Origin of the sequence: Pseudomonas graminis (genome assembly GCF_001705435.1) — a bacterium.
GTDB classification, from domain to species: domain Bacteria; phylum Pseudomonadota; class Gammaproteobacteria; order Pseudomonadales; family Pseudomonadaceae; genus Aquipseudomonas; species Aquipseudomonas graminis_B.
In genome coordinates, this window is sequence record NZ_MDEN01000058.1 from 170,817 (window position 1) to 196,214 (window position 25,398).

General features: G+C 62.0%; 18 protein-coding genes. 6 read left to right on the forward strand and 12 right to left on the reverse strand.

Translation table 11 applies throughout. The features are described 5' to 3' along the window. The first annotated feature begins 22 nt into the window (after window positions 1–22). From BBI10_RS07990 to BBI10_RS08005, 4 genes are all read left to right on the forward strand, one after another. Window positions 23–355 carry a DMT family transporter gene (locus BBI10_RS07990; protein WP_065987835.1) on the forward strand — a complete coding sequence of 111 codons (333 nt, stop codon included), beginning with the start codon at window positions 23–25 and terminating at the stop codon, window positions 353–355. Between the two features lie 63 nt (window positions 356–418). Beyond that, window positions 419–1,594 carry an NAD(P)/FAD-dependent oxidoreductase gene (locus BBI10_RS07995; protein WP_065987836.1) on the forward strand — a complete coding sequence of 392 codons (1,176 nt, stop codon included), beginning with the start codon at window positions 419–421 and terminating at the stop codon, window positions 1,592–1,594. After that, on the forward strand, window positions 1,591–2,400 hold the full coding sequence (locus BBI10_RS08000) for an aldo/keto reductase (protein ID WP_065987837.1): 810 nt from the start codon (window positions 1,591–1,593) through the stop codon (window positions 2,398–2,400). Before BBI10_RS07995 ends, BBI10_RS08000 begins: the two co-directional genes overlap by 4 nt. A gap of 36 nt (window positions 2,401–2,436) precedes the next feature. Then, window positions 2,437–3,402, forward strand: a complete 966-nt coding sequence (locus BBI10_RS08005; RefSeq protein ID WP_065987838.1) for a metal ABC transporter ATPase — start codon at window positions 2,437–2,439, stop codon at window positions 3,400–3,402. Window positions 3,403–3,410: 8 nt separating this feature from the next. Here BBI10_RS08005 and BBI10_RS08010 read toward each other — a convergent pair whose 3' ends face one another. From BBI10_RS08010 to msbA, 7 genes are all read right to left on the reverse strand, one after another. Beyond that, a complete protein-coding gene (locus tag BBI10_RS08010) occupies window positions 3,411–4,223 on the reverse strand; it encodes a hypothetical protein (RefSeq protein ID WP_065987839.1) in 813 nt (270 codons plus the stop codon). Between the two features lie 67 nt (window positions 4,224–4,290). Further along, complete coding sequence (locus BBI10_RS08015) at window positions 4,291–5,001, reverse strand: hypothetical protein (protein ID WP_065987840.1); 711 nt, start codon at window positions 4,999–5,001, stop codon at window positions 4,291–4,293. After that, window positions 5,001–5,975, reverse strand: a complete 975-nt coding sequence (locus tag BBI10_RS08020) for a glycosyltransferase (protein WP_065987841.1) — start codon at window positions 5,973–5,975, stop codon at window positions 5,001–5,003. Before BBI10_RS08020 ends, BBI10_RS08015 begins: the two co-directional genes overlap by 1 nt. Before the next feature lie 73 nt (window positions 5,976–6,048). Continuing rightward, the gene (gene hldE, locus BBI10_RS08025; RefSeq protein WP_065987842.1) at window positions 6,049–7,473 is read right to left on the reverse strand and encodes a bifunctional D-glycero-beta-D-manno-heptose-7-phosphate kinase/D-glycero-beta-D-manno-heptose 1-phosphate adenylyltransferase HldE; all 1,425 of its coding nucleotides are present in this window, start codon (window positions 7,471–7,473) and stop codon (window positions 6,049–6,051) included. Between the two features lie 139 nt (window positions 7,474–7,612). Continuing rightward, a complete protein-coding gene (locus tag BBI10_RS08030) occupies window positions 7,613–9,016 on the reverse strand; it encodes a PIG-L deacetylase family protein (protein WP_065987843.1) in 1,404 nt (467 codons plus the stop codon). Between the two features lies 1 nt (window position 9,017). Beyond that, entirely contained in the window at window positions 9,018–9,914 is an 897-nt protein-coding gene (locus tag BBI10_RS08035) for a GNAT family N-acetyltransferase (protein WP_065987844.1), read from the reverse strand. After that, a complete protein-coding gene (msbA, locus tag BBI10_RS08040; protein WP_065987845.1) occupies window positions 9,908–11,728 on the reverse strand; it encodes a lipid A export permease/ATP-binding protein MsbA in 1,821 nt (606 codons plus the stop codon). Before msbA ends, BBI10_RS08035 begins: the two co-directional genes overlap by 7 nt. A 121-nt stretch (window positions 11,729–11,849) precedes the next feature. Between msbA and BBI10_RS08045 the strand changes: the two genes are divergently transcribed. Beyond that, window positions 11,850–12,491, forward strand: a complete 642-nt coding sequence (locus tag BBI10_RS08045; RefSeq protein WP_065987846.1) for a lipopolysaccharide kinase InaA family protein — start codon at window positions 11,850–11,852, stop codon at window positions 12,489–12,491. Here the strand turns inward: BBI10_RS08045 and BBI10_RS08050 are convergent. The 4 genes from BBI10_RS08050 to BBI10_RS08065 form a co-directional block, all read right to left on the reverse strand. Then, window positions 12,460–13,353 (reverse strand): hypothetical protein, encoded by an 894-nt coding sequence (locus tag BBI10_RS08050; RefSeq protein WP_083233057.1) that lies wholly within the window; start codon window positions 13,351–13,353, stop codon window positions 12,460–12,462. The genes BBI10_RS08045 and BBI10_RS08050 overlap by 32 nt on opposite strands. Further along, window positions 13,340–14,548 carry an O-antigen ligase family protein gene (locus BBI10_RS08055; RefSeq protein ID WP_065987847.1) on the reverse strand — a complete coding sequence of 403 codons (1,209 nt, stop codon included), beginning with the start codon at window positions 14,546–14,548 and terminating at the stop codon, window positions 13,340–13,342. Before BBI10_RS08055 ends, BBI10_RS08050 begins: the two co-directional genes overlap by 14 nt. A gap of 78 nt (window positions 14,549–14,626) precedes the next feature. Further along, window positions 14,627–15,757 carry a glycosyltransferase gene (locus tag BBI10_RS08060; RefSeq protein ID WP_065987848.1) on the reverse strand — a complete coding sequence of 377 codons (1,131 nt, stop codon included), beginning with the start codon at window positions 15,755–15,757 and terminating at the stop codon, window positions 14,627–14,629. Further along, a complete protein-coding gene (locus BBI10_RS08065; RefSeq protein ID WP_065987849.1) occupies window positions 15,741–17,498 on the reverse strand; it encodes a carbamoyltransferase family protein in 1,758 nt (585 codons plus the stop codon). Before BBI10_RS08065 ends, BBI10_RS08060 begins: the two co-directional genes overlap by 17 nt. Window positions 17,499–17,888: 390 nt before the next feature. Here BBI10_RS08065 and BBI10_RS08070 point away from each other — a divergent pair, with 390 nt between their 5' ends. Continuing rightward, window positions 17,889–23,936 (forward strand): membrane-targeted effector domain-containing toxin, encoded by a 6,048-nt coding sequence (locus BBI10_RS08070; RefSeq protein ID WP_065987850.1) that lies wholly within the window; start codon window positions 17,889–17,891, stop codon window positions 23,934–23,936. A 4-nt stretch (window positions 23,937–23,940) separates the two neighbouring features. Here the strand turns inward: BBI10_RS08070 and BBI10_RS08075 are convergent, their stop codons facing one another. Then, window positions 23,941–25,392, reverse strand: coding sequence for a lipopolysaccharide kinase InaA family protein (locus BBI10_RS08075; RefSeq protein WP_065987851.1), 1,452 nt, complete (start codon window positions 25,390–25,392; stop codon window positions 23,941–23,943). Window positions 25,393–25,398: the final 6 nt, after the last annotated feature.

Here is a 25,398-nt window from a genome sequence, read left to right on the forward strand (position 1 = left end):
GCCATCGAAAAGGAGTAACACCATGCCTGCGTACTACCTGCTGGCCATCGCCATCTGTGCCGAGGTCATCGGCACCGTGTCCATGAAAGCCGTCAAAGGCCTGAGCACGCCGATCCCGCTGCTGCTGGTGATCGTCGGTTACGGCATTGCGTTCTGGATGCTCACGCTGGTGGTGCGCACCATCCCGGTTGGCGTGGCATACGCCGTGTGGGCGGGCATGGGCATCGTCATGGTCAGCATCGCCGCGCTGTTTATTTATGGGCAGAAACTGGATCTGCCTGCCATCGCCGGCATGGGTCTGATCGTCGCAGGCGTTGTGGTCATCCAGCTGTTCTCGAAGACGGCCGGTCATTAAGGGGGTTACTGAAAACAGCCTTCCCCTATAATGCCGGCATTCGTTTCGCCATTTGAGGTGCCCATGTCATCTGCTATTTCCACTGACGTCCTGATTGTCGGCGCGGGCGTTGCCGGTCTCTGGCTCAACGCGCGACTGCGGCATCAGGGCTTTTCGACGGTGGTGGTGGAAAAGGCCAGCCTGGGTGGCGGCCAGACACTCAAATCCCAGGGGATCATTCACGGCGGCGCCAAATACGCCCTGCACGGCGCGCTGTCCGGCGCTTCCGAAGCGATCGCCGACATGCCCCGCCGCTGGCGCGAAGCGCTGGAAGGCAAAGGCGAGCTGAACCTGTCGGGCGTGCGCCTGCTGTCGGAAGCCCACTACCTGTGGTCGCCCGGCACCATCGCCGGCAATCTCACCAGTTTCTTCGCCAGCAAGGCCGTGCGCGGGCGCGTCGATCAGGTCAAGGGCAGCGACCTGCCGCCTGCGCTTCAGGATCCGCGCTTCAAAGGCAAGGTGTACCGCCTGGCCGAGCTGGTCATCGACATCCCCAGCCTGGTGAAAAAACTGACGGAGCTGGCGGGCGACAGCCTGCTGGCGGGTCAGGACATCGAGCCGCTGCGGGTTGATGGCGAACTGGTCGGACTGCGCGTCGACGGCCGCGACATCCACGCCCAGCGGGTGGTGCTCAGCGCCGGTGAAGGCATGGCTGATCTGCTCAAGGCGCTGAACGTGAGCCAGCCGGCCATGCAACGCCGGCCGCTGCACATGGTGCTGGTCAAAGGCCCGACGCTTAAACCGCTGTACGCCCATTGCCTGGGTGGCGGGCCGAAACCAAGGATCACGGTGACGACGCATCCGGCGGCCGACGGTCAGTGGGTCTGGTACCTGGGCGGCGACATTGCCGAGGCCGAAGGCGTTGCCCGCAACCCCGCCGAGCAGATCGCCGCCGCAAAAAAAGAACTCGGGAATCTGCTGCCGTGGGTCGACCTCAGTCAGGCGCAGTTCGCCACCCTGCGCGTGGACCGCGCCGAGCCGCAGCAAAGCGGTCTGGTTCGCCCCGACAACGCCTTTCTCGACGTGCAAGGCCGCTTGCTGGTTGGCTGGCCGACCAAGCTGGCGCTGGCTCCCGACTTCGCCGATCGCGTACTGGCCTCGTTGTCCCGGGATGACATTCACCCCACCCCACAACCGCCGCACACCGACTTCCCCAAGCCGCCCCTCGCCATGCCTGTCTGGGATCAACTGCTGCCATGAAGACCCTGCACGATCTGCATCGACCGCTCGGCACCCTCGGCATCAACGTTTCCCCCCTGGGGCTGGGCACGGTGAAGCTGGGCCGCGATCAGGGCGTCAAATACCCCAATGGCTTCACGATTCCCGACGACGGCGAAGCGCAGATGCTGCTGAAGCTGGCGCGGGATCTGGGCATCAACCTGATCGACACCGCCCCGGCCTACGGTCGCAGCGAAGAGCGCCTCGGCCCGCTGCTGCGCGGGCAACGCCAGGACTGGGTAATCGTCAGCAAGGTGGGTGAGGAATTTGAAGCCGGCCAGTCTCGGCACGATTTCAGCGCCGAACATACGCGGCTTTCGGTGGAACGCAGCCTGCAGCGCCTGGAAACGGATTTCATCGACTTGGTGCTGGTGCATTCCGACGGCAACGACCTGCACGTGCTCAACGAATGCGCCGTGTATCAGACCCTGGCCGAGCTCAAGCGCGAAGGCAAGATTCGCGGGTTCGGCTTCTCCGGCAAGACCGTCGAAGGCGGGTTGCTGGCCTTGCAGGGCGGCGACTGCGCGATGGTCACGTACAACCTCAACGAACAGGGCGAACAGCCGGTCCTCGACTACGCTGCTGCACACGGCAAAGGGGTGCTGGTCAAAAAAGCACTGGCCAGCGGGCACGTTTGCCTGAGCCCCGGTGTCGATCCTGTGCGTGCCAGTTTCGAGTTGCTGTTTGAACATCCCGGCGTCACCGGTGCTATCGTCGGCACCATCAACCCGCTGCATCTGGCCCATAACGTGGCAACCGCCGCTGCCGTGATCCGTCGTCAGCCCTGAGACGCACGGCCGACCCCAACGCAAGAAGGAGCCGATATGCCGCGAACCCTGATCCGAAAGAACCCCAGTAACTTCAAGACCCTGCCGATATTCGTCGAAGCCACCCCGGAAGGCCTGACCTACCAGAGCGTCGGGATGCCGCTGAATTTCACCCAGACCCTGGCGCGGCGTCGCAAGATCGACGTAGAGGACAGCGAACGGTTTTCCACCGAGCTGGCCAATCTCGGCGTCTCGGTGCGCCTGACCCTGCGCTGGCAGAACCGCGATTACTGGGTGCTGGTTCGCCAGCGCCGTCAGGACCGTGGCGATGTGGTGCTCAAGCTGATCTCGGGCTACGTTCCCGCCCACGAGCTCAACCTGCCGTTGCACACCGCGGTGCAGGAAGTCGCTGAGGAATGCCTGATCGAGACGCCCCAAGGCTGGCTCGGCGGACGCTTCAATGAAACCTGGCTGCCTGCGCCCTACGCGGCAGCGCTGCATTACCGCGAAGCGATGCCCTTTCGCCTCACACCGCTTTCCGGGGCGGCACGCCCTGTACGTTGCGGCAGCCTGACCCTGATCGAGCGGCCCCGCGCTTATGTGCATTTACCGACCGCCTCGTTGCAGCTGATTTACGACATGCGCCTGGAAGTGCCGAAAGAGGCTCGACCGCTGAGCCTTTTCCACGTCGATGAAAGCCTGGAAAACAACGAGCTGGTGGCGCGCCTCAATCGCAGCAAGCCGGATCTCTACCTGATGCCCCTGGAAAACGGCTCGCCCCTGCCCGAGCTGTACACCCTGAAGAACGACAAGCTTTCGCCTGCCGGTACGCGGGGTCTTTATCTGGCCGAGAGCTTCGCTCCGCAAGAAGGCTGGGTGGTGCGCGAGGAGCGGATTCGCTGGAAGGACTGGCTGGTGCAGCAGGGCATGACGCCGAAGAAGAAGCCCAAGTCAGGGCTGACCAAGCTGCGCATCAAGGCGCGGCGCCTGGTCAGGCTGGTTCGCAGCGGCCTGCACAAGTAAGCCGCCGCTCAGCTCTTCTCGGCAAGGCGTTTGTCACGCCAGGTGCGCAGCCGGGCGAAGAAGTGGAAATAGCGGTTTTCGCGTTTGCCCATCCCGCGCTTCGGTGAGAACGACTCATCGGCGAAGGCACCGGTGATGCGCACACGCGAGGCGGTCGTTGGCAGTGTGCACACCCGGGCATCCGCCTTGAGCAGCGCGTACTTGAGCAAGCGCTCCGAGTGCAGTTTGCGGCCAGTCGCTTCGCAGAATTCAAAGATGCGTTCGATCCGCTTGCCGTAGGCCCGGTAAACATCGCGGCCGCAAATGGCAAAACGATCATTCAGCCCGCCCCACCACTGCCAGTCCGGGATATAGGCGTTCAGCCGCCGGGCCTGCGGCGAATGAAAGACATAACCCGGCAGCGGCGAATGGAAGAAGTTGTCCGGACGCACAAACACCACGAAGTCCGGATCGAACGACTCCATCATGCCCGTGACCGTGTGCAGGGAGTTGAGCTGATAGATCAGGTTTCGCAGGGAAACGTGCTCGTCGCCCCAGGTGTCTCCCATCGCCTTGACCCGTTCGAAATCCCAGCGATCGAGCACGCCGTCGGTGGATTCGAGAACCCCCGTCATCGACTGGAAAACGTCGTAGTTCTGCGCTTTCAGCTCGCCCTTCTCCGCCGAGCGCTGGTTGTGCACTTCGTCGATCTTGTAGAGGTGGTAAAAGCATTTGACGTTGCTGCCCTTCGGCAACTGGCCAAGGACATTTTCCTCAATGGAAGGAAAACAGATTTCCGAGTTGCGCGGGATACCAAAAAACGCGACCGCAATGTTCAGCACTGACAAACTCTCCGGGATCAATGGCGATGCGCCTGGACACGCGCGCGCAAGCGGCGGACGGGGTCGTTCATTTACTAAATAGCAGCTTGCGCCACCAGCTTCGGGGCTTGAGGACGATCACCTCGACATCGGCGCCCAGGAGCCAGTGGCGCTCATAGTCCCAGGCGTGGCCGCCCCAGAGCTTGCCGGCTTCATTGGAAAAACCCAGGGTCAAAAGTCTGTAGCGATAACCGGCATGGGGGCGTAGCCAGTCGAGCAGCACCAGCACGTTGAATCCTGTGGAGGGCCCGACGAAGCGCTTGCCGTTGGGGCGATCAACCGGATAGTGCTCAGCCAGTGCCGGCAACGGAATGCGGTCCCAATAGAGCGCAACGTCAGGCAGCGGGCACAGCTGCACGGCGCATCCCACCAACAGTGTGAAGCAGCGTGACCCCGGTTGGGCGGCGAGTTTTTGTACTTCAGCGGTTGCGGGGAGTCCGAAGAAATAACAGTCCGGCGCATTGAAGCCGTGCACAAACAGGTTGACGCTTTCTGGCTTCAGCAGAGCGGCCTTGATGCACAGATTGAAGCTGACCACCACATCGTCGGCGCCCACGCCCAAGGCATCGAAGTCCGCCTGGGTGATGGCAGGGTTGTTGGCGATGAGGATGACCCGTGCAGCGTTTGCCAGGCACTGGCGCAGTGCAGCGGGAAGTCCGCCGATCACGTCCTGATCGGCGCCCGGCAATACAGGGGGTACAAGGGGCGCGGCGCTGTCGTGTTCTGACGGCAGCGTCATCAGGCCGGCACCTGCATGCCATGGCGCAACTTGACCCAGGCACGGGTCAGCGCGGATGGACGCCGCCACGGGCGCATTGGCCGCTGAATTTCATCGGCCAGATCGCGGCCCACGCGGGCAAAGGCATAGCGTTCTTCGGCGAATCTTTGCCCTTCGCCCGCGATGCGCGCGGCAAGCTCGGGGTCGCTCTGCAGCAGGCGGATCTTCTCGACGGCTTCGTCTTCGGAGCGGTAGAACATGACGTTGCGCCCCTCTTCGAAGCCCAGCAGATCGTCCTCTTCACCCTGACTCCACGCGAGGAGCACGCAACCGCAAGCCATGGCTTCGAAATTCTTGATCATGAACTCGCCCATGCCGATGTCGGCGCTGACGAAAATCCTGATGCGATTAAGGGTTTCCAGGTATTCGGCGCCGGAGGCCGTGCGGGTCACCAGCATGCCGGCGCGCTGCGCGAGGTTTTCCACCAGCTGCTTGCGCTGGGAATACTCGCGGCTCTTCAGACTGCCAAGGAAGCCCACCGGAATGTCCCGGGGCTGCCCGAGATTGCGCAGCATTTCCTGGTCATAGCCCTTGGACACGAATACCGCATCAATGCCTTCGCCGCGCATACGCCGCGCCACCACCGCGCCCGACAGCAGCGCGCGACTCCACGGCAGTTGCCGGTACAGGCGCGAGTACATCCCGTGGTATTTGCTCGCGCTCATGTAATTCTGGTAAGCATCGTGCTCAAGAAAGATCAGCCCCGGGATGCACTTGAGCACCGCGCGCTGGCGAGCAAGCCGTTTGACCCGGGAGAAGATCACCACCCGGTCGTAGCTCTGATAGTCGACCGAGGCCAGAAACGGCCCAAGATTCAGCTGCTGTTGCTTGCTCAGGCGAAAGATGACGCAGTCGTCACACTGCTGCCGTACGGTTTCGTACAAGCCGTCCAGTATGACGCGCTGTTCATCCATCACCAGTAACATGACTTTCATACGTTCATATACCGAACTGCGAATACAAAAATGGCAGCGGCAAGGGGTGCCACTCTGCGCTGCGGGCGTCGGATCAGTCCTGACTGCGGATTTTGTCGACGATGGCTGTCGTTGAACTGTTGGCGACCAGCCCCAGCACTTTAACGGTGCCGCCATAAGAGGCGACGATGTCAGCGCCGACGACCTGATCAACCGAGTAGTCCCCGCCCTTCACCAGCACGTCCGGATGAACATGGGACAGAAGGTTTTCCGGGGTGCCTTCCGGGAAGCTGATCACCCAGTCCACCGCGCCCAGACCTGCCAGCACGGCCATGCGTCGATCAACGCTGTTGATCGGGCGGCCCGGGCCTTTCAGGCGACTCACCGACGCATCGTCGTTGACCGCCACGATCAGCCGATCGCCCTGCGCGCGGGCTTGTTCCAGATAGGTGACATGGCCGGCGTGCAGAATGTCGAAGCAGCCGTTGGTGAAGACGATGGTTTCGTTGTGGGCGCGGGCGTCGTCAATGGCCAGCAGCAACTGATCGAGGGTCAGCACGCCGCGCTCGGAACCTTCGGCACGCTGGATGGCGCGACGCAACTCGGGCGCACTGATCGCGGCGGTGCCCAGCTTGCCTACGACGATGCCCGCCGCAAGGTTCGCCAGCGCGACCGCGTGCGGCAACTCCTCACCCGATGCAATGGCCGCTGCCAGCGTGGAAATCACCGTATCGCCGGCGCCGGTCACGTCGAAGACTTCCCGCGCACGGGCCGGCAGGTGCAGCGTCGGTTGGTCCGGGCGAAGCAGGGTCATGCCGTGCTCGCCACGAGTGACCAGCAACGCACCCAGATCGAGGTCTTTCATCAACGCTGCGCCTTTGGCGACCAGCTCTGCCTCGTCGACACAATGGCCGACGATGGCTTCAAATTCACTGAGGTTGGGCGTGATCAGGCTGGCGCCACGGTAGATGGCAAAGTCTTTGCCCTTCGGGTCGGCCAGCACGGGAATGCCACGGTCCCGAGCTGCCTTGATCAGGACTTGATGGTTCTTCAGCGCGCCCTTGCCGTAGTCGGACAGGACCAACACTTTGACGCCGTCGAGCAAGGCGTCGACCTCGCGGCTCAGGGCCTCGGGATCGGTGGCAAAGGGTTCTTCGAAGTCGATACGCAGGAGCTGCTGGTGCCGGCTCATGACGCGCAATTTGACGATGGTGGGCTGGTGGGCGATGCGTTGGAAGCAGGCGACGACGCCAGCGGCCTTGAGGCTGTTGCTCAGGCTGTCAGCGGCTTCGTCGGTGCCGGTGACGCCGACCAGTGACGCCTTGGCGCCCAGTGCTGCGATGTTCAACGCCACGTTGGCAGCACCGCCCGGACGGTCTTCGATCTGGTCGACTTTGACCACCGGCACCGGCGCTTCAGGGGAGATTCTGGAAGTGCCACCGTGCCAGTAGCGGTCGAGCATGACATCGCCGACAACTAACACTTGAGCCTGATCAAAACGCGGCATGGACAACTTCATCGAACAACCCGTGGCAGAAATGGACAAGGACGGAATCTTAGCACAGCGATCAGCGCTGGCTGGCCGGTTGGCCTCGAATCCCGTAGTGCTTCAAACGGCGCTTCAAATGGCGCCTTTAATGGTGCATCGGCTGTTGCAGTCAAGGACGCGGAAAGCGGCGAACCCAGAACACCTCATGCCGGCGAACGGCCTTGCGGAAGAATTCGTCGTCTCCCGTCAGCGGCCATTCGCGGCCGGCCAGCCAGCGTTGAATCTGCCGACGCAGGCGCTTCTTCAGGGGTGGTGGTCCCTGCAGGTCATGCTGCATCGCCAGAGCCATGGCTTTATCAAGTTGCACGTCCGAACTGAGCGACGTACTCCAGAGCTGATCAACCGACGGCGCTTCAACGAACGGCGGCAGCGCCACGCCTTTCCCGGCCAGACCCATGGGCCAGCGATCGTTGTCGTGCAGGTGATTGGCATAGAACAGCGCCACATCAGGCGTGTGCGCGCTTCTGCTCACCGCCTCATATAACGCTTGAGTCGTGGCGATGTGGTCGGCGTGAGGGTCGAGTTCAGGGTGCGGCATGACAATGACGTCCGGTCGATGCGCGTCGAGCAACGCTGCAAGATCGGCAACAAGATTGTTCCAGGTCGGCGCGCCGTCCCGATCCCCTGGCAACGGCGAAGGATTGTGCTGCCGCGCGCTGCGGATGTCGGTCTCTGAAGAGTCGCGAGAGCCAAACGGCTGATCCGGCGACTGCGCCATGGCCGGCAGTTGCAGGCAGTAGTAGCCCAACTGCACGCACTGGCTCTGGGGCACACCGCCCCACAACGGAATCGCCAGGCTGTCCCACGTGCGCAGGCGACCCTTGAGCCGCGCGGCATCGGCGCGGTTCAGCCCCAGTCGTTCATAGCGTTCGGCCTCGATCTCGCCCTGAGTCACCGTGACGATGCTGCATTCGGCGGCCTGGCTGTACAGGCCAAACGCTGCCAGTTCGGCATCGTCGGCGTGGGGCGCGAGGATCATCAACCGTTGCTGGCGGTAATCCGGGTTGCTCAGCACGTACAAACGGGCGGCATTGCCGATGCGACAGAACCCGCCCTTGAGGCGCAACGTGCTGTCAGCAACGACGTCGCGCTGACCGGTGAGGTTCACGTAGCGACGCCCGGCGAAACCCCGTTCGAAATCCTGGCGGTCGTCGCCGGCCACCACGTAAGGGTCCAGCCAGCGACCCAGCCAGCTGCTGCGCAGATCGAGCTCCAGCAGCAGCGTTTCGCCCTCGGCCAATGGCTCGCTCAGTTGCAGCATGCCGTTGACGACGGAGACAGCCTGCGACTGGGCCGCGTCGGGAAACTGATAGCGGTAGTCGCTCTTGGGCGAATAAAACAGATGGTCGGAGAACCAGGCTTCGTGGGCCACCCAGGCAGCAACGATCAGCAACGGCACCAGCCACCACGCGACCCCGATACCAATGCCGATCAGCAGCACCAGACCGATGATCAGCGCCAGACGCTTGTTGCGCCGATGTCGTTTCAGAAGCTGCTGCTTGCGCCCGGACATGTCATCCAACCTTGTAGACAGGCACCGTCTGGCACCAGCGGTCTTTGTATTCACGATCGGAGCGGCCGAAGGAATAGCGCAATGGCTTGTTCACCGCCCTCGCGTCAGCCCAGGCGTTCTGCGTGTTGACGAAGCTCAGCACGCTGCCGGCGCTCAGCGCCTGATGGGCCGGATCCACACCGCCGTTGATGTATTCCACCGACACCCAATGCGGCGACTCGACCCTGTACAGCACCTGAGCGGCAATGGGCTTGCCCTCCAGCAGGATTATCGAGCCGGTCATGAACTCGCGCATCAGCTCGAACACCTTGGCCAAGTGATCCTTGCCCGGTACATCGAAGCCCCAGCGGGCATGAAACAGGCTTGAGTAAATGCGCGCTTGTTCCTCGGACGTGAAATCCAGCATCGGCTGCACGACCCCGCCCGCCTCCTCAAGTAACCGCTGCTCGCGACGCTGGTTGTAGCGGAATTTCTTGGAATAGTCCTCGGGCGCGCGGGCGATCGCCAGGCTCTCGGCTTGCGGCTTGAGGGTGTCGATCTGGCCGGCGTTCAACTCCGACACATAGCTCATGCGCTGGCGCACTGGCACTGTCACCCCAGGGGCAACCGGCAGAATGATCTCTGCATTGCCCAGATCGAAGACCCGCCGATCACGCTGCTTGAGCACCTTTTTAGCCAGCGCCAGATCCCGGCCCCAGCAGGCGACCGCAGCGACAACGTTGCCGTCCTGCAGCCAACCCAGATACCGAACCGGAATATCCGCCAAACCGGCCAGACGCTCGATCACCTGCGGGTGCGTGGCAACGCTTCCGCCAAACTGCTGCCACGCGGTGGCGTAGGTCGATGCATCGATCGGTGTCCAGCCTCGCTCACGCCATGCGCGCAAGTGACTCAGCATGCATCGACTGCCCGATCGATTTCGACAGGCTCGTCTTCTTCGAACTGTTTGGCATGCAGGCGCGTGTAGTAGCCATTCAGCGCCAGCAGCTCGGCATGTGAACCGCGCTCGACGATACGGCCTTCGTCCATCACCAGAATAACGTCGGCTTTTTCGATGGTGGTCAGGCGGTGGGCGATGACCAGCGTGGTACGGCCCTGCATGACTTTTTCCAGCGCCTTCTGGATGTGGCGCTCGGACTCGGTATCCAGCGCTGAAGTCGCTTCGTCGAGAATCAGCAGCGGCGCATTTTTCAGCAGCGCGCGGGCAATTGCCAGACGCTGACGCTGGCCACCGGACAGCAGCACGCCGTTCTCGCCAACGAGGGTCTGATACTGCTGAGGCAGTTTGTCGATGAACTCATCGGAATAGGCATCGGCCGAGGCTTTTTTGATCTCTTCCAGCGGCACGCCCGCCAGATCGCCATACGCGATATTGTTGGCGATGGTGTCGTTGAACAGCGTGACGTTCTGGTTCACCAGGGCGATCTGTCGGCGCAGGCTGCGCAGGGTGTAATCCTGAGTCTGGACGCCATCAAGGAGGATCTGGCCCTGCACATGATCGTAGAAACGCGGGATCAGGCTCGCCAACGTGGATTTGCCGCTACCTGAGCGACCCACGAGCGCGACCATCTGGCCGGCTTCGGCGACAAAACTGACGTCGTTCAGCACGCGTTTTTCCGTGCCCGGGTAGGTGAACGTAAGGTTCTTGACCTCCAGACGGCCGGAAACCTTGTCGCGCTCTACCGTGCCCAGGTCCTGTTCGGTTTGCTCGTCCAGTTGTTCGAAGATGCTCTCCGCACCGGCGACGCCCTTCTGGATGGTGGAACTGACTTCGGACAGCTGGCGGATCGGCTTGGGCAGCAGGCCGGCCATGGTGATGTAGGCCACCAGATCGCCCGCCGAGGAATCGCCGCGCAGATAAAGGACAAGGAACATCACGATGGCCATGCCGCTGTAGGTCACCAATTGCAGCATCGGCGTGTAGACGGCACCGGTCTTGGTCATCGCCAGTTGCTTCTTGGTGTTGCTGCGGCTGGCCTTTTCGAAGCGGGCCTTTTCGTAGTCTTCGCCGCCAAAGCTGCGAACCACGCGATAGCCGTGAATGGTCTCGGACGCCACGTGGGTTACGTCGCCCATGGCCACCTGAATCTTCTTGCTCTGCTTGCGAAATTTCTTGCTGGTGCTGTTCACCATGACCGCGATCAGCGGCAGTATCGCCAGCATCACCAGGGTCAGTTTCCAGTTCATCCACAGCAGCGCGCCGAACAGGAAGATGACCGTCATGCCCTCACGAATCACGACTTTGATCGCGTCGGTGGCAGCGCCGGTGACCATGGTCACGTTGAAGGTGATGCGCGAAATCAAATGCCCGGAGTTGCTGTTGTCGAAGAAGCGGTTGGGCAGCGTGAGCAATTTGTTGAACAGCACGACGCGCAGGTCATGCACCAGCCCGAGGGAGACGCGGGCCAGGAAGAAGTTGCCCAGATACGAGCCGGCACCTTGCCACGCCGCGATCAGCACGATCATCAGCGGCACCGCCTGCAGCAATTGCAGGTGGCCAATATAAGGGTTGCCGGGGAACAGGCTGGCTTCGGGATTGGCCAGGCCATCGACGAAGTATTTGAGGATGTAGGCGAGCATCGGCTGGGTGGACGCAAAGATAAGAAAGCCGACAATGCTCAAGCAGAAAAGGCCTATATACGGCCGCACATAGGTCAATAGACGAAAGTAAATCGCCAGGGTCGTTTTAGCTTGAGGATCAGGACTGCTCATGGGAATCCGCACGAAAAAATTAGGCGGGCATGGTAGCACAACCCATATTTGTCGACCCCTGCTGCGACCCAAGCGGGGCCGACTCGGGTAACATGCCGCATTTGTTCAGGTAAGTATGCCGATGCACCCAATGGAACACAGCGCCTATCTGGCCTTGCGAGAAAACGCCACCGTGCTCGAAGCGGACGGATCCGGTGACAAGGTTCTGTTGCTTGAGGACGGCACCATTCTCAAACTGTTCCGCCGCAAGCGCCTGATCAGCTCGGCCTTGCTGTTTCCCTACGCGCAACGCTTCGCCGACAACATCGAGGCCCTCAAAAAGCGCGGCATTCCCTGCCCGGACGTCATCGCCACCTACCGAATTGCCAGCATCAGCCGCGACGGCGTGCGCTACACGCCGCTCCCCGGCCTGACCATCCGCCAGGTGCTGAAAGAGCACGGTGAAAGCGCGCCACTGCGGGCTGAGCTGGGTGCGTTCATCGCCCGCTTGCACGATCAAGGTGTTTATTTCCGCTCGCTGCATCTGGGCAACGTGATCCTCACCCCCGAGTCAAAACTGGGGCTGATCGATATCTCTGACATGAAGTGCCAGCGCAGGACGTTGAGCGACTCGAAGCGGCTGCGCAATTTCCAACACCTGCTCCGCTACAAGGAAGATCGCGCGTGGCTGGTGGAAAGCGATGCGGGCGTGGCCTTTATTTCGGCTTACACCAAAGGCCGGAGCGCGCACTTTACGGCGCGTTTGCAGGCGCTGTTTGCGTAGAGGCGTCGGATTGGACGCCCAGCAGTTCGTCGAGGCGCTGCAGGGTGATTTTAGGAATAACCCGCTCCGGCATGCGGCTGACGCGGGATAGGTTGAACACCTGCATGCCGGTTCTTGGGAGAATCTTGCGGGCCATCAGCGCGAAGCTTGGCAGGATGTACTGCTCGAAATCCTCGTCCAGGCTGCTGGGCAAAGCCGCTTCTCCCTTCTCGTAAAAGCGCCCTCCGCCCTGACGCAGGTCCATTCCGACCACGAACACCTGACAAAACCCCAGATGGCAAACCAGCTGCAAGGCGCCGAAAGGAATGGTCCGACTGCCGAAATAGCCTCGTTTGAGGTTCAGGCTGAAGCCGATACGATTGGGCTTGCGACGCAGCAGGGAGAAGTTCGAGATCAGCTCATCGTCGTTACGGATAGACCACGCATAGGCTCGATCTGACATGACGGCCTTGCCTTCCTGGCGATTGACCCGCTCCAGCAGATAGATCTTTTTGCCGTTCAGGGCAGTGGCGTCAGCCGCGTGAATCGCCTGAAGCACATCAAGGCTCATCGCCAGATGCTCGCCATGGCTGACCCCCATCAGTGCGAGCGCCGGCCGGCCGATGACGAAATTCGGATCGTCACACAGGTAATAGAAAGGCCGTATGCCCTCGTCGACACAGCGCACGATCGAGCCGTTCATGGCGACAACCGGCAGGCTCCGGTAATTGCGAAGCGGGAACTCGTTCGCCGAGGGTCCGGACGCCAGCAGCAGCACCGGCCCTGTGACAGAACGCCGTGAATGCGCGAAGTCCTGCAGGCAAACTTCCAGATCATGCCCTACCAGCCAGCGTTGCTCGCCCCGCGCTTCAACCCTCAGCACGCCGCGCCTCCCGCGAGATGGCCACGGCGCCGGCCAGCGGCAGCCAGAGCCATTCCCACACCAGATTGGGTGACCCAACGAAAGTGTGCAGCTCGACCGTCATCACCACGCCACCGGCGCAGAGGATCGCCAGCCAGAGCCGGGCGGTCTCCGAGGTCTTGCGCGCTCGCGCCAGACAAGCGCCGGCGTGCAGCATTGTCGCCAGCAGCAGCGCCAGACCGACGATGCCGAACTGGTAGAGCACCTCGAAATACAGGCCGTGGGTATTGCGTACGATTTGCCCGGTGGAAAGGTGAACTTCCCCCAGCGGCGTACCGGCGCCAACCCCGAACCACCAGTGCCCGGCCAGTCGCTCGAACACCGCCAGCCAGACTTCGTTGCGCCCCGTCACGCCGCGGGTCTGCACTTCGTACGCCAGCTCGCTGAAGCCGAATATGAGCACGAGCGCGATGACGATAGCCGCCGGGATGAGAATGTTGCGGCGCAGTTTGCCGCTGGTCATGGTGCCGAGCAGCACCAGACCGCCGACCGATGAAGCCAGCCAGGCGCTGCGCGCGAACGTGAAGTAGATGTAGGTGGCAATAAGGGCGCAGCACAGCAACCAGAGAGCGATTTCGGCACGACGCCGTGAACGTAGCGTCAGCCAGACCCCGGCCAGCAGAAACAAGCCGTAGTTCATGCCGGCAACGATGGTGTTGCCGAAGTCGGCCACATCGGTCACGCCCGAGCCGGCCAGTGACATCTGCCGATAGCCCAGAACAAAGGCGCCGTGAATGGCGAGATTGAGCATCGAAAACCCGGCGAACAGGGCGACCACCGCCACCGAGATCTTGAGGATTTTTTCCCAGTCGAAGGTGCCGCTCGCCCGTATCACGCCAACGCCGATGAAAAACACGAGAATGAGCAGAAGCCGACGCAGGGATTTCATGTCGTCGTCGGCCAGGAGGCTGTTGATCAGCATATAGGCGAACAGTAGCAGGACGGTATACGTCAGCGGACTGACTGAAAATGACCGCCGACTCAGCGCCGGCGCGGCGCAGAGCAAGGCAATGACCAGCGCCGCGCGAATGAACGCAGCCCAGGAACTTGACTCACCGGGCCACCAGAACGGCCCGAGAAATATGATCAGCATCACCACTGCAAGCAGTAAACCTGCAATGTACCCCGCACGTGCCGGCAAATTTTTTACAACCATTCCAATCCATATCCTGTGCTATGCAGCCGGGTGTTCATTGCTATCAGAGGCCAATGGCTGCCAGCGGTTCGAGTGAAATCAGGTTTCCGAAGTGAGCGCGACGACTTGCGGCAGCTGCCAGAAAACCGCTTTTACCGCCTCGTCGCTGAAACGGTCGCGCAGCCGCTGCAGCATCGCATCCGCGCAGGACTGGCGCAGTTCGGCGTCCATCCGCGAAAGATGTACCAGCCCTTGAGCCAACGGCTCGGCACCGCCCAGGGGGAACAGAATGCCCACGCCTTCGACGACTTCCTTCGCGCCGCCACAGGCTGTGGCCAGCAGCGGCACACCGGCCACCATGGCTTCGAGCAAGACCATGCCGAAGGGCTCGTGATCGGAACTCAGCGCGAATACGTCGAAGGCCTTGAAGTAGCGGCTGGCCTGGGTCACTTGCCCCGCCAGCATGACCTCGTGGCCGATGCCCAACTCGACTGCCAGGTGCTTGAGGTCTTGCTCCAGTCGGCCCTGACCGAGAATCACCAGCTGGCTGTCAGCGGGCAGGTCGGGCAACGCCTGGGCGAAACCGCGAAGGAGCGTCGACTGGTCCTTGTCAGGGTGCAGCCGACCGACATTGCCGACCACCCACGCCTCCTGCGCCAGGCCCAATGCGTCGCGGGCCTCTTCGCGGGACAGCAGCGTAGCGCTGAGCTGATCGACATCGATGCGGTTGTAGAGGGTCTGGATACGCTCGGCCGGCCACTTGGGGAGGCACTTGCGTATGTCATCGCGCACGGCATCAGACACGCCGAGCAGGCTCAAACGGGAGCGGAACAGGTTAGCCAGCACCTTGCGGCTGCGGCGGCGGTAATCACCAAACGCATGATGAACACCGATCACCGGCAAGCGAGTCGCGACGAGGGCGATGTAGGTCGGCTTGAAACGGTGGGTGATGCAAAACTGAAAACTGCGCGACGCCGCGATCTTGCGCAGATCGCGAATGGCTCCCACCTTCATGCCACCAATGGCTTTGGAGCTGTACTCCATGAACAGCACTTCGTCCGACGCGCAGCTGGCTGCAACGTCGGCATCGGCGGCGCCGGTCAGGAATACCGTGGTGACCCGGTATCCCCTGCCCACGAACAGGCTGGCGTATTGACGGGCGCAGTCGAGGAACGGCCCGTCATAGCCGTGGCAGAACTGTAAAACATGACGCTCAGCTGAGCGTGTCATGGGTGTCCACGCCGTCTTTGACCACCAGAATGTCTTCCATGATCAGGTACTCCAGATCCGAGCCAAAGAACATGTTCAGCGCGTCGGTCGGCGAGCAGATCATTGGCTCGCCGCGGCGGTTGAGCGACGTGTTGAGCGAGACACCGTTGCCGGTCAGGTCTTCGAGCGCCTTCATCATGTCGTAGTAACGCGGGTTGTACTCGCGCTTGAGCACCTGGGCGCGGGACGTACCGTCTTCGTGGACGACTTCCGGCACACGGGTTTTCCACTCTTCCGCCACTTCGAAAGTGAAGGTCATGAACGGCGCCGGGTGATCGATCTTGATCATCTGCGGGGCGACGGTGTCGAGCATCGACGGGCAGAACGGCCTCCAGCGCTCGCGGAACTTGATCTGATGGTTGATGCGATCGGCCACGCCGGCGACGCTCGGGCAGCCGATGATCGAACGACCACCGAGGGCGCGTGGGCCGAACTCCATGCGGCCCTGGAACCAGGCCACCGGATTGCCCGCGACCATGATCTTGGCGATGCGCTCGGGGGTGTTGTCGATCTGGCGCCAGGCCGGCTTGCTCGGGTGGCGGGCGCAGGCGGCGATAACGTCTTCGTTGCTGTAGGACGGGCCGAGGTAGACGTGTTCCATCTTCTCGACCGGCACGCCGCGAGCGTGGGAAACGTAGGCGGCAGCACCCACAGCAGTGCCGGCATCACCCGACGCCGGCTGAACGAACAGCTCTTTGACGTCAGGGCGCGCGATGATCTTCTGGTTCAGTTTGACGTTCAGCGCACAGCCGCCAGCGAAGGCGAGCTTGCCGGTTTCCTTGAGGATGTCACCCAGATAGTGGTCGATCATCTGCAGCGACAGCTTCTCGAACAGCGCCTGCATGCTGGCGGCGTAATGGATGTACGGCTCGTCGGCGATATCGCCTTCGCGCTTGGGACCCAGCCACTCGATCAGTTTCGGCGAGAAGTAGAAGCCTTTGCCCTTCTCTTTGTAACGGCGCAGACCAATGACGTTGGCGTATTCGGTGTTGATCACCAGTTCGCCGTTTTCAAAGGTGGCCAGACGGGAGAAATCGTATTTGGTCGCGTCGCCGTACGGCGCCATGCCCATGACTTTGAATTCGCCGTCGAGCATCTCGAAACCGAGGAATTCGGTGATCGCGCCATACAGGCCGCCGAGGGAATCCGGGTCGAAGAATTCCTTGATCTTGTGGATCTTGCCGTTTTCGCCGTAGCCGAAGAAGGTGGTGGCGTACTCGCCCTTGCCGTCGATGCCGAGGATCGCGGTTTTCTCTTGGAAACCGGAGCAGTGATAAGCGCTCGATGCGTGAGCCAGGTGGTGCTCGACGGGTTCGATCTTGATCTTTTTCGGATCGAAACCGAGTTGTTCCAGGCACCAGACGATCTTGTTGCGATAGCGCTTGTAGCGGCGGTTGCCCATCAGGATCGCGTCGAGTGCGCGGTCCGGGGCATACCAGTAGCGTTTGGCGTAGTGCCAGCGCGCTTCGCCGAACAGGCTGATGGGCGCGAAAGGAATGGCGACGACGTCGACATCGGAAGGCTTGATGCCCGCTTGTTCGAGGCAGAACTTCGCTGATTCATAGGGCATGCGGTTCTTGGCATGCTTGTCGCGAACGAAACGCTCTTCTTCGGCCGCAGCAACCAGCTTGCCGTCGATGTACAGGGCTGCGGAAGGATCATGGCTAAGGGCGCCGGACAGGCCAAGGATCGTCAATGCCACTAGGGTCTAGCCTCTTAAGTCTGCATGCAGGCATCACGCGCCTGACAAATAAGGTGTGTCTGGCGCCACGGCGGCAGACAGCTAAAGGGCGGGATTATAGCGTAATGGCTCTGGAAGTGGTCGCAGGGAATGAAGTGCCGCGCGATGCATGCGTAGGACCGGCTTTAGCCGGGAAGAGGCCCGCATTGACACCCTCGATTCTGCGGTGTGACACCCGACGCCTTCCCGGCTGGAGGCGGGCCTACAGGTTCGCTCCTCATCCCGTGCGTTAACTATTTAGCACCACGCGCTCCGGCGTTCTGATTGATTGATCGCTCGACGAATCATCGGGCTCTCGCCCGGCTCGCGCCTGCCATTTTGCGCGGAGCTCACTCAGGAATGCTTAACGCCATGGAAACATTTTCACCCAACCCGCCGGCGCTGGATCGGCTAACGACGCTGGCCACCGTACTCGACGCCGAGCTCCAGCATCTTCCGGATGCAGAGGCTTGCCTCAATACCCTGCCCCAGCCACTGAGCGCGGCGCACCAAAGGTTGTTGCTCTCGGCCATCGAGCGCTTTTGGGCCCACGCCAGCGCCCGTGACATTTCGCGCCGCGAGCTGTTCGTGACTTGCATCGAATTAACCCTGCGTGATGACCTGCTGCTGAACATCGAAGAAGGCGAACTGCACCGCGACTATGCGCGCTGCCTGCCAGGCATGGAGGCTCGGGAGCATGTCGTGTTCAGCGCACTTGAGCTCCAGCTCGATGCACAGCGCAGCATCGAATTCGCCGGAGCGATCGTTGCGACCGCCCAACCGGGGCACACGCTGCTCTGGTTGCCCGGACAAGCCGTCGAATGCTTCGTGTCGAACGAAGCATTGCGCCAAGAGCTCGCCCGTCGAACCAACCACCCACTTCTGCGGTTGCCCCTCCTGCGCCTGATGCAAGACAGCACGCGCGACGCCTGGCTCGAGATCTCATCCGGGGGCGATGTCTTTCTGGAACCGGCCCAGCCTTCGGACTTTCAACTGAAGCCCATCAAGGGCTCGCCCTACGACCATGCCTTTGATCGCCTGCTGGCCAGGCAGCGTGTGGACATTGACGCGCTGTTCGCGACCGCCCACAACCTGTCGCATCAAACCCTTCAGGCCCGACTTGAAGACTTGCTCCACCAGCCGAAATCCTGGGGCCCCGACGGCGCCATTGCCGCCGCAGAGGAACGCCGCGCCCACCGCGATCAACGCCGCGCACGCCCCGGCTGGCTGGAAATGGCCAGCACCGAGCAGCGGGAGCGTTACGCCTCGGGCCTGATGAATTACGAGCGCGCGCGCAGCGTGTTGATGAGCGTCATGGACGGTGCCGCGTCCCCGGAGCAGTTCGCACGCAGCCGTCTGCGCGCGCGACTGGCCAATGACTTGGGTATCGACGTCAATCCTGACGACATCCTGATCAGCACCCAACGAACGCTCCCCATCACCGGTACACCCTTCACAGCCAGCCGTACGCTGACGAAGCTGGCGCTTTACGGCCTGCACCCGGGCGATGCAACGCCAGGTTCGGCATTCCAGATGAGCACCCGCCTGACCCGCAACGGCCAGCCGCTTGAGCCTGAATACAGTGCCCTGACGCCGGCCTACCTCGCCGACGTCGTCAACGAGCAGGACCTGCGGATCCGATTCGGGCCCGCGCAACGCGAATCCCTCGGCTCGCCGACCACCCAGCGTCTGATGGCCGAGGCCATGCATCATCAACTCATCGCCCAAGCCCGCGGTGCGGAGTTGCAAGGGCACATTCAGCCCTCCGATCTGGCCCTCATCGAGGCACTGAATCCGGACACCGTCGCGCCGAGAAACCCCGCAGTGGCCGTTCAGCAGATCAAGCTGAATGTGCACGATACCCTGAGCAGCGTGCTGCTGTTGCGTACGCTCGATGCCTCGGGGCAGTCGGACGGGTTGCTGATGTTTACCCCGGACAGCCCACTGCCTCGGCAGTTTTACCGCTTCGAGAACGAACGCCAATTGCTGGGCGAACTCGTGAGCTGGAGTCGGTCCGCAGATCTGAGTCGATTCTTGCTGGAGCAGATCACCGTCGGCAGACGCGAAGCCCTGGAAGACCAGTTGCGCGACTTGAGCGAAAAACCGGCGCCGGCTCAGGACTGGATCAGCTACGCGACCCTGCCCGATTACAACGCCGGTTTGCGCGCACTGGTGTCGGCACGGGTAAAGGTGAAACTGTCCGAACAACGGCTGCACACGCCTGACTGGTTCCTGCGAGCCTCCGCCGAACACCGCAGGCAACTGGTAGCACTGGAAGATGCGATTGTGGGTGCAGGTGAAATCTATCAGGCCGCTCCGCACACGCAGGTGACCGAGTTCGACGCCTACGCCCATCAGACAGCCACCCGCAAGATCAACGAGCTACTTGGTCTGCCGCCCGCCACGGTGGACCCTGACCGAATCATCATTCATACGCCCCGCGAAACCCTGTCCTACACCCAGATGCTGCGCGACGGTTACGACGACACGCTTGGGCTGCTCAAGGCGTCTGCCGACACCACCGCCACCTTCAGCGGCCCCGAGGGCATCGACCTTACGCCACTGAGTCCGGAGAAAGTCGCCGGTTCGGTTCGTGGCCAGTGGTTGTCCGATCAGTACATCACGATGATTCGTCAGCAGCTGCTGGCGCCCGACAGCGAGGGTTATGACTGGCGCCGTCAACACAGCCTGGTGCTGATACAGCTGCAAATGCGCGCTGACGCGCTGCGCAGTTTTCTCCAGGGACACATCGACGCTTCACAACTGCGCTGGCTTAGCACTTCCATTCTCAACATGCATCAGGGCAGCCCCGCGGAGCGCCTGCACTACCCCGTCTACCCACTGAAGTTGAATGTGGACGTGATGGGCGTCGCCTCACGCGCCGAGACCATTCAAGGCTGTTTCCTGCTAACACCGCCCGAGGCGAGCACGCTGGGGCAGGTAACGCTGTATACGCCTCAGGCGCCCGATGGCCGCGCCTTCCGACTGCTAAGTACTTTCAGCAACACCCTGCTGAGCCCGGGCATGGGCGACTACTACTTGAAGCGCGCCCGTGTGAAGGCCGGGATGCCGCTGGCATTTGCCCTGGCTGAACTGAAGAAAGGCGGCGGTCACAAACCTGCGTTGCCGAGCAAGCCGTTCAGCAACCTCCACGAGGTGTGCTTCAACCACGTCATCGAGCGCAAGATCCGCGATGTCGAGGACACCACGACCGGTCGTGCCGACATGCTCTGCCGACAGGTCTGGAGCAGCCTGGAGCTGATCGCGACCGCAGTGACCTTGCCCTTCCCCCCTGCCAGCTTTGCCGTCGGCATGGTCATCGCGGGCGCTGACGGCTATCGCGCACTGCAAGCCCTCGACGAGCGGGATCACGCGACCGCCAGCTTCTACGTGCTCAGCGCCTGGCTGAACACGGCGGGCGCTGCGGGTGATCTGCACTCGGGAATGAAAGGATTGGGCGGCGTGCTCAAAGACCTGACCGACCAAAATGCGGGCGGCAGGTATGCCCGGTCGGTTGCCCATGCCACCGATGAGACGCTGCAACCGATCGTGGTGGAGAACGAACTCTTCTGGGCCCCGCCACAATCTGCCAACCGCCACGTTCCGCTCCACAGAACCCGCGCGCTGATCCCCGAAACGCTTCAGCCCACCGGGCGTTATGCGCAAACCGATGTGACAGGTGTGTGGAGAGCCTTGCAGCAGGACAACCCGCCGGTGCGCGCCGCAGACACACTCGTCCATCCGCTTCACGCCGTTGAGGTCTCTCTGGCGGACGCCGTGCCTCTGACCCGTCCGCACGGGCAGGGTGTCAGCGTCGTTCGCGGGAATTGCTACATTTCCCTGCAGGGCCAGACCTACCAGGTCCAGTACGACGCCCGGCTCGCCATTTGGCAGATCGTCGATCCGCGTAACCCGTTCGCCTTCTTTGGCCGCCAAACGGTGCGCCTCAACAGCCAGGGGCACTGGCAACTGCTTGAGCCAGCGCGGTTGCGCGGCGGCGTTCTGCCTTCATTCCGCCGACTGGACGAAACCCCGGCGGGCCCCTCCACGGCGGTGGGTGACTTGAGCGATTACGAAATGCCGGAATCGCTGCAGCCCTACGTCTTCGGCATCGTCAGCCCAAAGCAGGCTGAACACTTTGAAGAAGGCCCGTTTGGTCTGCATGAATTTTTCGACGACATTTTCCAGGGCGGTCGCTCGACCTACAGGACCCTGCGCCAGAATCTGTACCGCGATGCGAAAGCGTTCTTCGAGCAGCCGCCCCTCCCGGGCAAACCCGAGCTGCCAGTGCTGGCAGATGGCGTGACGACCCAGGGCTTCTTTGATGCAGTACTTGAGAAATCGAGCGGCCTGGTGATTGGTGAGGCACCGACGTCCATCGCCAGCAAGCAACTGCTGATCGACAACATGCCGTTGCTGGCAGAGCGCAAAGTCGAGGTGCTGTACATCGAGCATCTGCAGACCGACCAGCACACGCACAAGCTGCAGAAATACAAAGCGCTCGGCAGCAAGACGCGCAGCGGCTCCCACATGCTCAAGCATTATCTGGAGACCGTGAATGAGGGCGCACTCAAGAACGGCAGCGACCGATACGACTACTACCATCTGATCAAAGCGGCCCATCGAAACGGCATCGACGTTCGGCCGTTCAGCTCCTCGGTCAGCTATGACTACGCCGATAACGAAGTGGCGTCCGCTGCTGGTGACGCCCTTGCGCCGCAAAAGATGGCGGTTTTCTTTGGTCACAAAGTGATCAGTGGCGACGTGCAGACGCATCCTGGCAGGCGCTGGATCGCGCTGCTCGACCACCGCACCGCCAACACCTGGCAGCAACAGCCGGGTATCAGTGAACTGCAAGGGGTACTCAGCGTGCGCGTCGAAGACGTACCGGTGGGCACACCACCCCAGATATCCCTGGACAGCGATGCCGTTATCAGCAGCGCTGCCTCGCGCGCAGATTTCAAAGTGCAGATCGGCAACCCGACTGTCCACAACGTGGCCGGCGCATCGTCGCCCGACAGTCCGGCCGGCACGTCACTGGACGACGCGCTTTACAGCTTTTTCGAACGACGCTCGCCCATGGAGTGGGGCCTGGACCCTAACCGCCGCGCCATCGTTTCCCATCGCAGAAGCGAGGTAAACCCGTACATCGGCGAGCACGGCTTTGAATGGAATCCGGCCGGTTACTGGACCCGCGCCGAGGCGGCGAACTGGAGCAGCGACTATCCTCTGGGCGCCATTCAGCAGTCACTGATCGATGACCGCTATCAACTGCCTGGCGACATGCAGAGCATCTTCCATGACCTTGCTCACTTCCGTCACAGAGGCCTGAATCCTGATTACTCTTTCATCGAAAGTCATTTGATCGAGGTGCGTGAACGGTTCTTCGAATTGGCGAATACGCTGCAAAAAGACGCGCGCTCGGTGCTCAACCTCGCCCTGCCTGAACGCGTGATGTTGCCTGAAGTAAAAGCCGACACGCCGTTAAGCATGTTCATCGAAGAGTTGTACGAGAACACGTCCGGCGTGGTCATCGGGGAATCCCATTCGGCACGCGCCAGCAAGCGCTTCATCCTCGACAACATGGAACATCTGGCGCGCCAGGACGTGCGCACGCTGTACATGGAGCACCTGTTGACCGACCTCCACCAAGCCGATCTTGATCGCTTCGCTGAAACCGGGCTGATGAGCAAACGTCTGCTGCACGACCTCAAGCGCATGGACAGAACATTTCTGACAGACCCGACTGGCGCTTACTCATTTGAGAACCTGGTGATTCAGGCCAAGCGGCACGGCATTGAAATCCGTGCCATCGACTGCACCGCCAGCTACTTCATCCGCCATTTGCCGAGCAGCTCCAACACCACGCGCCAACAGGTGCTCAGCTATTTTGCGTCTCGTACGATACGCAAGCACCAGCAGGTGATGGGGCCTCACAAGTGGATTGCCCTGGTGGGTGAAAGCCATGCCAACACGTTCAAGAACAGCGTGCCGGGCATCGCTGAACTGGAGCAAGGGATTGGCGTGCGGGTGATGGACGTGGCCCCGGGCAAGGCGCGCGGCATCATGATCGATCCGGGTGAACAGGTCGCTGCGGGGCTGGGACACGAGCCGGTGCTGGTGAAGAATGACTTCCGCGTGGAGATCGAACTGCCCGCGCGACCTCAACTCGCGACCCCGGTGGGCGGCAGATTGCACAGTCCAGGCATGTTCCTGCTCGACGAATCCGTGGCCTTGCGGCCAACGATCGTGCATCGCTCAAGGGACCGCACGCTCAAGCACACGCCGGTGCGCTTCAATACCGCGGGCAAAGCCTACGTCGAGCGCGAGTCATGGCCGCAGGTCAATCGTCAGCCGTTCGATGACGTGCAGGCCCTGATCGACGCATTGGTGGAGATGAACCTCAATCACGTGAGCTGACGGGTCAGTCCGGCGCTTTTGAAACCGTCGGAATGCGCTGCTCCAGCAACTGGTGCAGCGCGCTGTCCGCCGGCCAGTTGCGCATGAAGCGCGCGCGATCTTTGGCGAACGCCGCCGCGAACGAGGTCTGGGAGCCATGCTGACACATGGCGTCCAGATCGATGAGCGACCAGCGATCGTTGTGCCAGAACACGTTGTGGCCTTTGAGATCGCCGTGGCTGATGCGCTCGCGGATCAACTGCGCAAACAACAGATCCAGCGCCTGCAACTCGGCTTCCGGCGCATCGCCGCTGGCCACGTAGGGCGCAAAGCGCTCGATGATGTCGGGGCCGGGCAGAAACTCGGTGACCAGGAACGCCTCTCGGCGCAGCCATACGAAGCGTTTTTCCAGCAGCGCCAGCGGTTTGGGCGTTGCGATGCCGAGGAACCGCAGCCGATTGCCTTCGCGCCATGAGTGCCAGGCGCGGGACGGTCGCCAGAAACGTTTGAGCCAGTGCGCCAGGTTCTTGATGTTGTAGCGCTTGATCACCAGCTCGCGGCCGGCGACGTCTACCTTGGCGACGCTGGCCGCACCACCGGTCTTGTACAGATGACCGCCCTCGACCAGCACGTCGGCCTTTTCCAACACCGGCAACATCGACGCCACTTCCTCGCGACGAATCGCGCGCAGGGCGAACGGCCCGTCTTCGACGCTGAACAGGCTGCATTCACGGCCGATCTTGATCAGGTAATCCCGCAAGCGCCAACTGCGCACCTTGTCGATCTGCTTTTGCAGCGCCTCGACCGGCAAGCCATGCTCGCCATTGCTCAGCAGGTAATAGACCAGTAATTCTTCGGTGAACGGCTCCAGCGACTTCGGCAACTGGGCGAAGAACACGCCGAGGTTTTCCAGCACTTTTTGCCGCGACAACGGCTTGCCGGCTTCCTCGACGCGAATGCCTGCGCCGTCGATCACGTACAAGGTCGAGCCCTGACGCAGCAGATTGTCCAGGTGCAGGTCTTCCTGCCACAGGCCTTTGGCGTGCATCTGGCCCACAACGGCGAGCGCATCGCCGAGCACCGACTGTTGTTCATCGGCCAGCGACGGCAGCGCTTCCACCGATTTCCAGGCATCGCCCAGACTTTCGGCCTGATCCAGAAACTCGAACAGCAGCCAGCCGCCCTCACCTTCCTGCAGCCCGTCGGCCAAGAGCAACGGCGTCGGCAAGCCTTGCTTTGCCAAAGCCTGCACGCCGTCGCGCTCGCGCTGGAAATGCCGCGGGGCTTTCGGCCCGACCAGCAGCTTGGCCAGGACCGTGCGTCCGCGCCAGATGCCCGCGCCGACGTAGCGTTGCCCGGGCAGGACGCGCAGCAGGCTGAGCAATTGCAGCTCGGCAGGACCGGCCGCATCCTCCAGCGCAATGTTCATCGGCAGCGCCGGAGTGCGACCGGCGTTTTTCAGTTCAGACAAACGCATCGGCGC

What these genes read in the sequence shown, in the direction of transcription:
- BBI10_RS07990 (WP_065987835.1), top strand. Translation starts at nt 23, where the DNA reads ATGCCTGCGTACTACCTGCTGGCCATCGCCATCTGTGCCGAGGTCATC.
- BBI10_RS07995 (WP_065987836.1), top strand. Translation starts at nt 419, where the DNA reads ATGTCATCTGCTATTTCCACTGACGTCCTGATTGTCGGCGCGGGCGTT.
- BBI10_RS08000 (WP_065987837.1), top strand. Translation starts at nt 1,591, where the DNA reads ATGAAGACCCTGCACGATCTGCATCGACCGCTCGGCACCCTCGGCATC.
- BBI10_RS08005 (WP_065987838.1), top strand. Translation starts at nt 2,437, where the DNA reads ATGCCGCGAACCCTGATCCGAAAGAACCCCAGTAACTTCAAGACCCTG.
- BBI10_RS08015 (WP_065987840.1), bottom strand. Translation starts at nt 5,001, where the DNA reads ATGACGCTGCCGTCAGAACACGACAGCGCCGCGCCCCTTGTACCCCCT.
- BBI10_RS08020 (WP_065987841.1), bottom strand. Translation starts at nt 5,975, where the DNA reads ATGAAAGTCATGTTACTGGTGATGGATGAACAGCGCGTCATACTGGAC.
- hldE (WP_065987842.1), bottom strand. Translation starts at nt 7,473, where the DNA reads ATGAAGTTGTCCATGCCGCGTTTTGATCAGGCTCAAGTGTTAGTTGTC.
- BBI10_RS08030 (WP_065987843.1), bottom strand. Translation starts at nt 9,016, where the DNA reads ATGTCCGGGCGCAAGCAGCAGCTTCTGAAACGACATCGGCGCAACAAG.
- BBI10_RS08035 (WP_065987844.1), bottom strand. Translation starts at nt 9,914, where the DNA reads ATGCTGAGTCACTTGCGCGCATGGCGTGAGCGAGGCTGGACACCGATC.
- msbA (WP_065987845.1), bottom strand. Translation starts at nt 11,728, where the DNA reads ATGAGCAGTCCTGATCCTCAAGCTAAAACGACCCTGGCGATTTACTTT.
- BBI10_RS08045 (WP_065987846.1), top strand. Translation starts at nt 11,850, where the DNA reads ATGCACCCAATGGAACACAGCGCCTATCTGGCCTTGCGAGAAAACGCC.
- BBI10_RS08055 (WP_065987847.1), bottom strand. Translation starts at nt 14,548, where the DNA reads ATGGTTGTAAAAAATTTGCCGGCACGTGCGGGGTACATTGCAGGTTTA.
- BBI10_RS08060 (WP_065987848.1), bottom strand. Translation starts at nt 15,757, where the DNA reads ATGACACGCTCAGCTGAGCGTCATGTTTTACAGTTCTGCCACGGCTAT.
- BBI10_RS08070 (WP_065987850.1), top strand. Translation starts at nt 17,889, where the DNA reads ATGGAAACATTTTCACCCAACCCGCCGGCGCTGGATCGGCTAACGACG.
- BBI10_RS08075 (WP_065987851.1), bottom strand. Translation starts at nt 25,392, where the DNA reads ATGCGTTTGTCTGAACTGAAAAACGCCGGTCGCACTCCGGCGCTGCCG.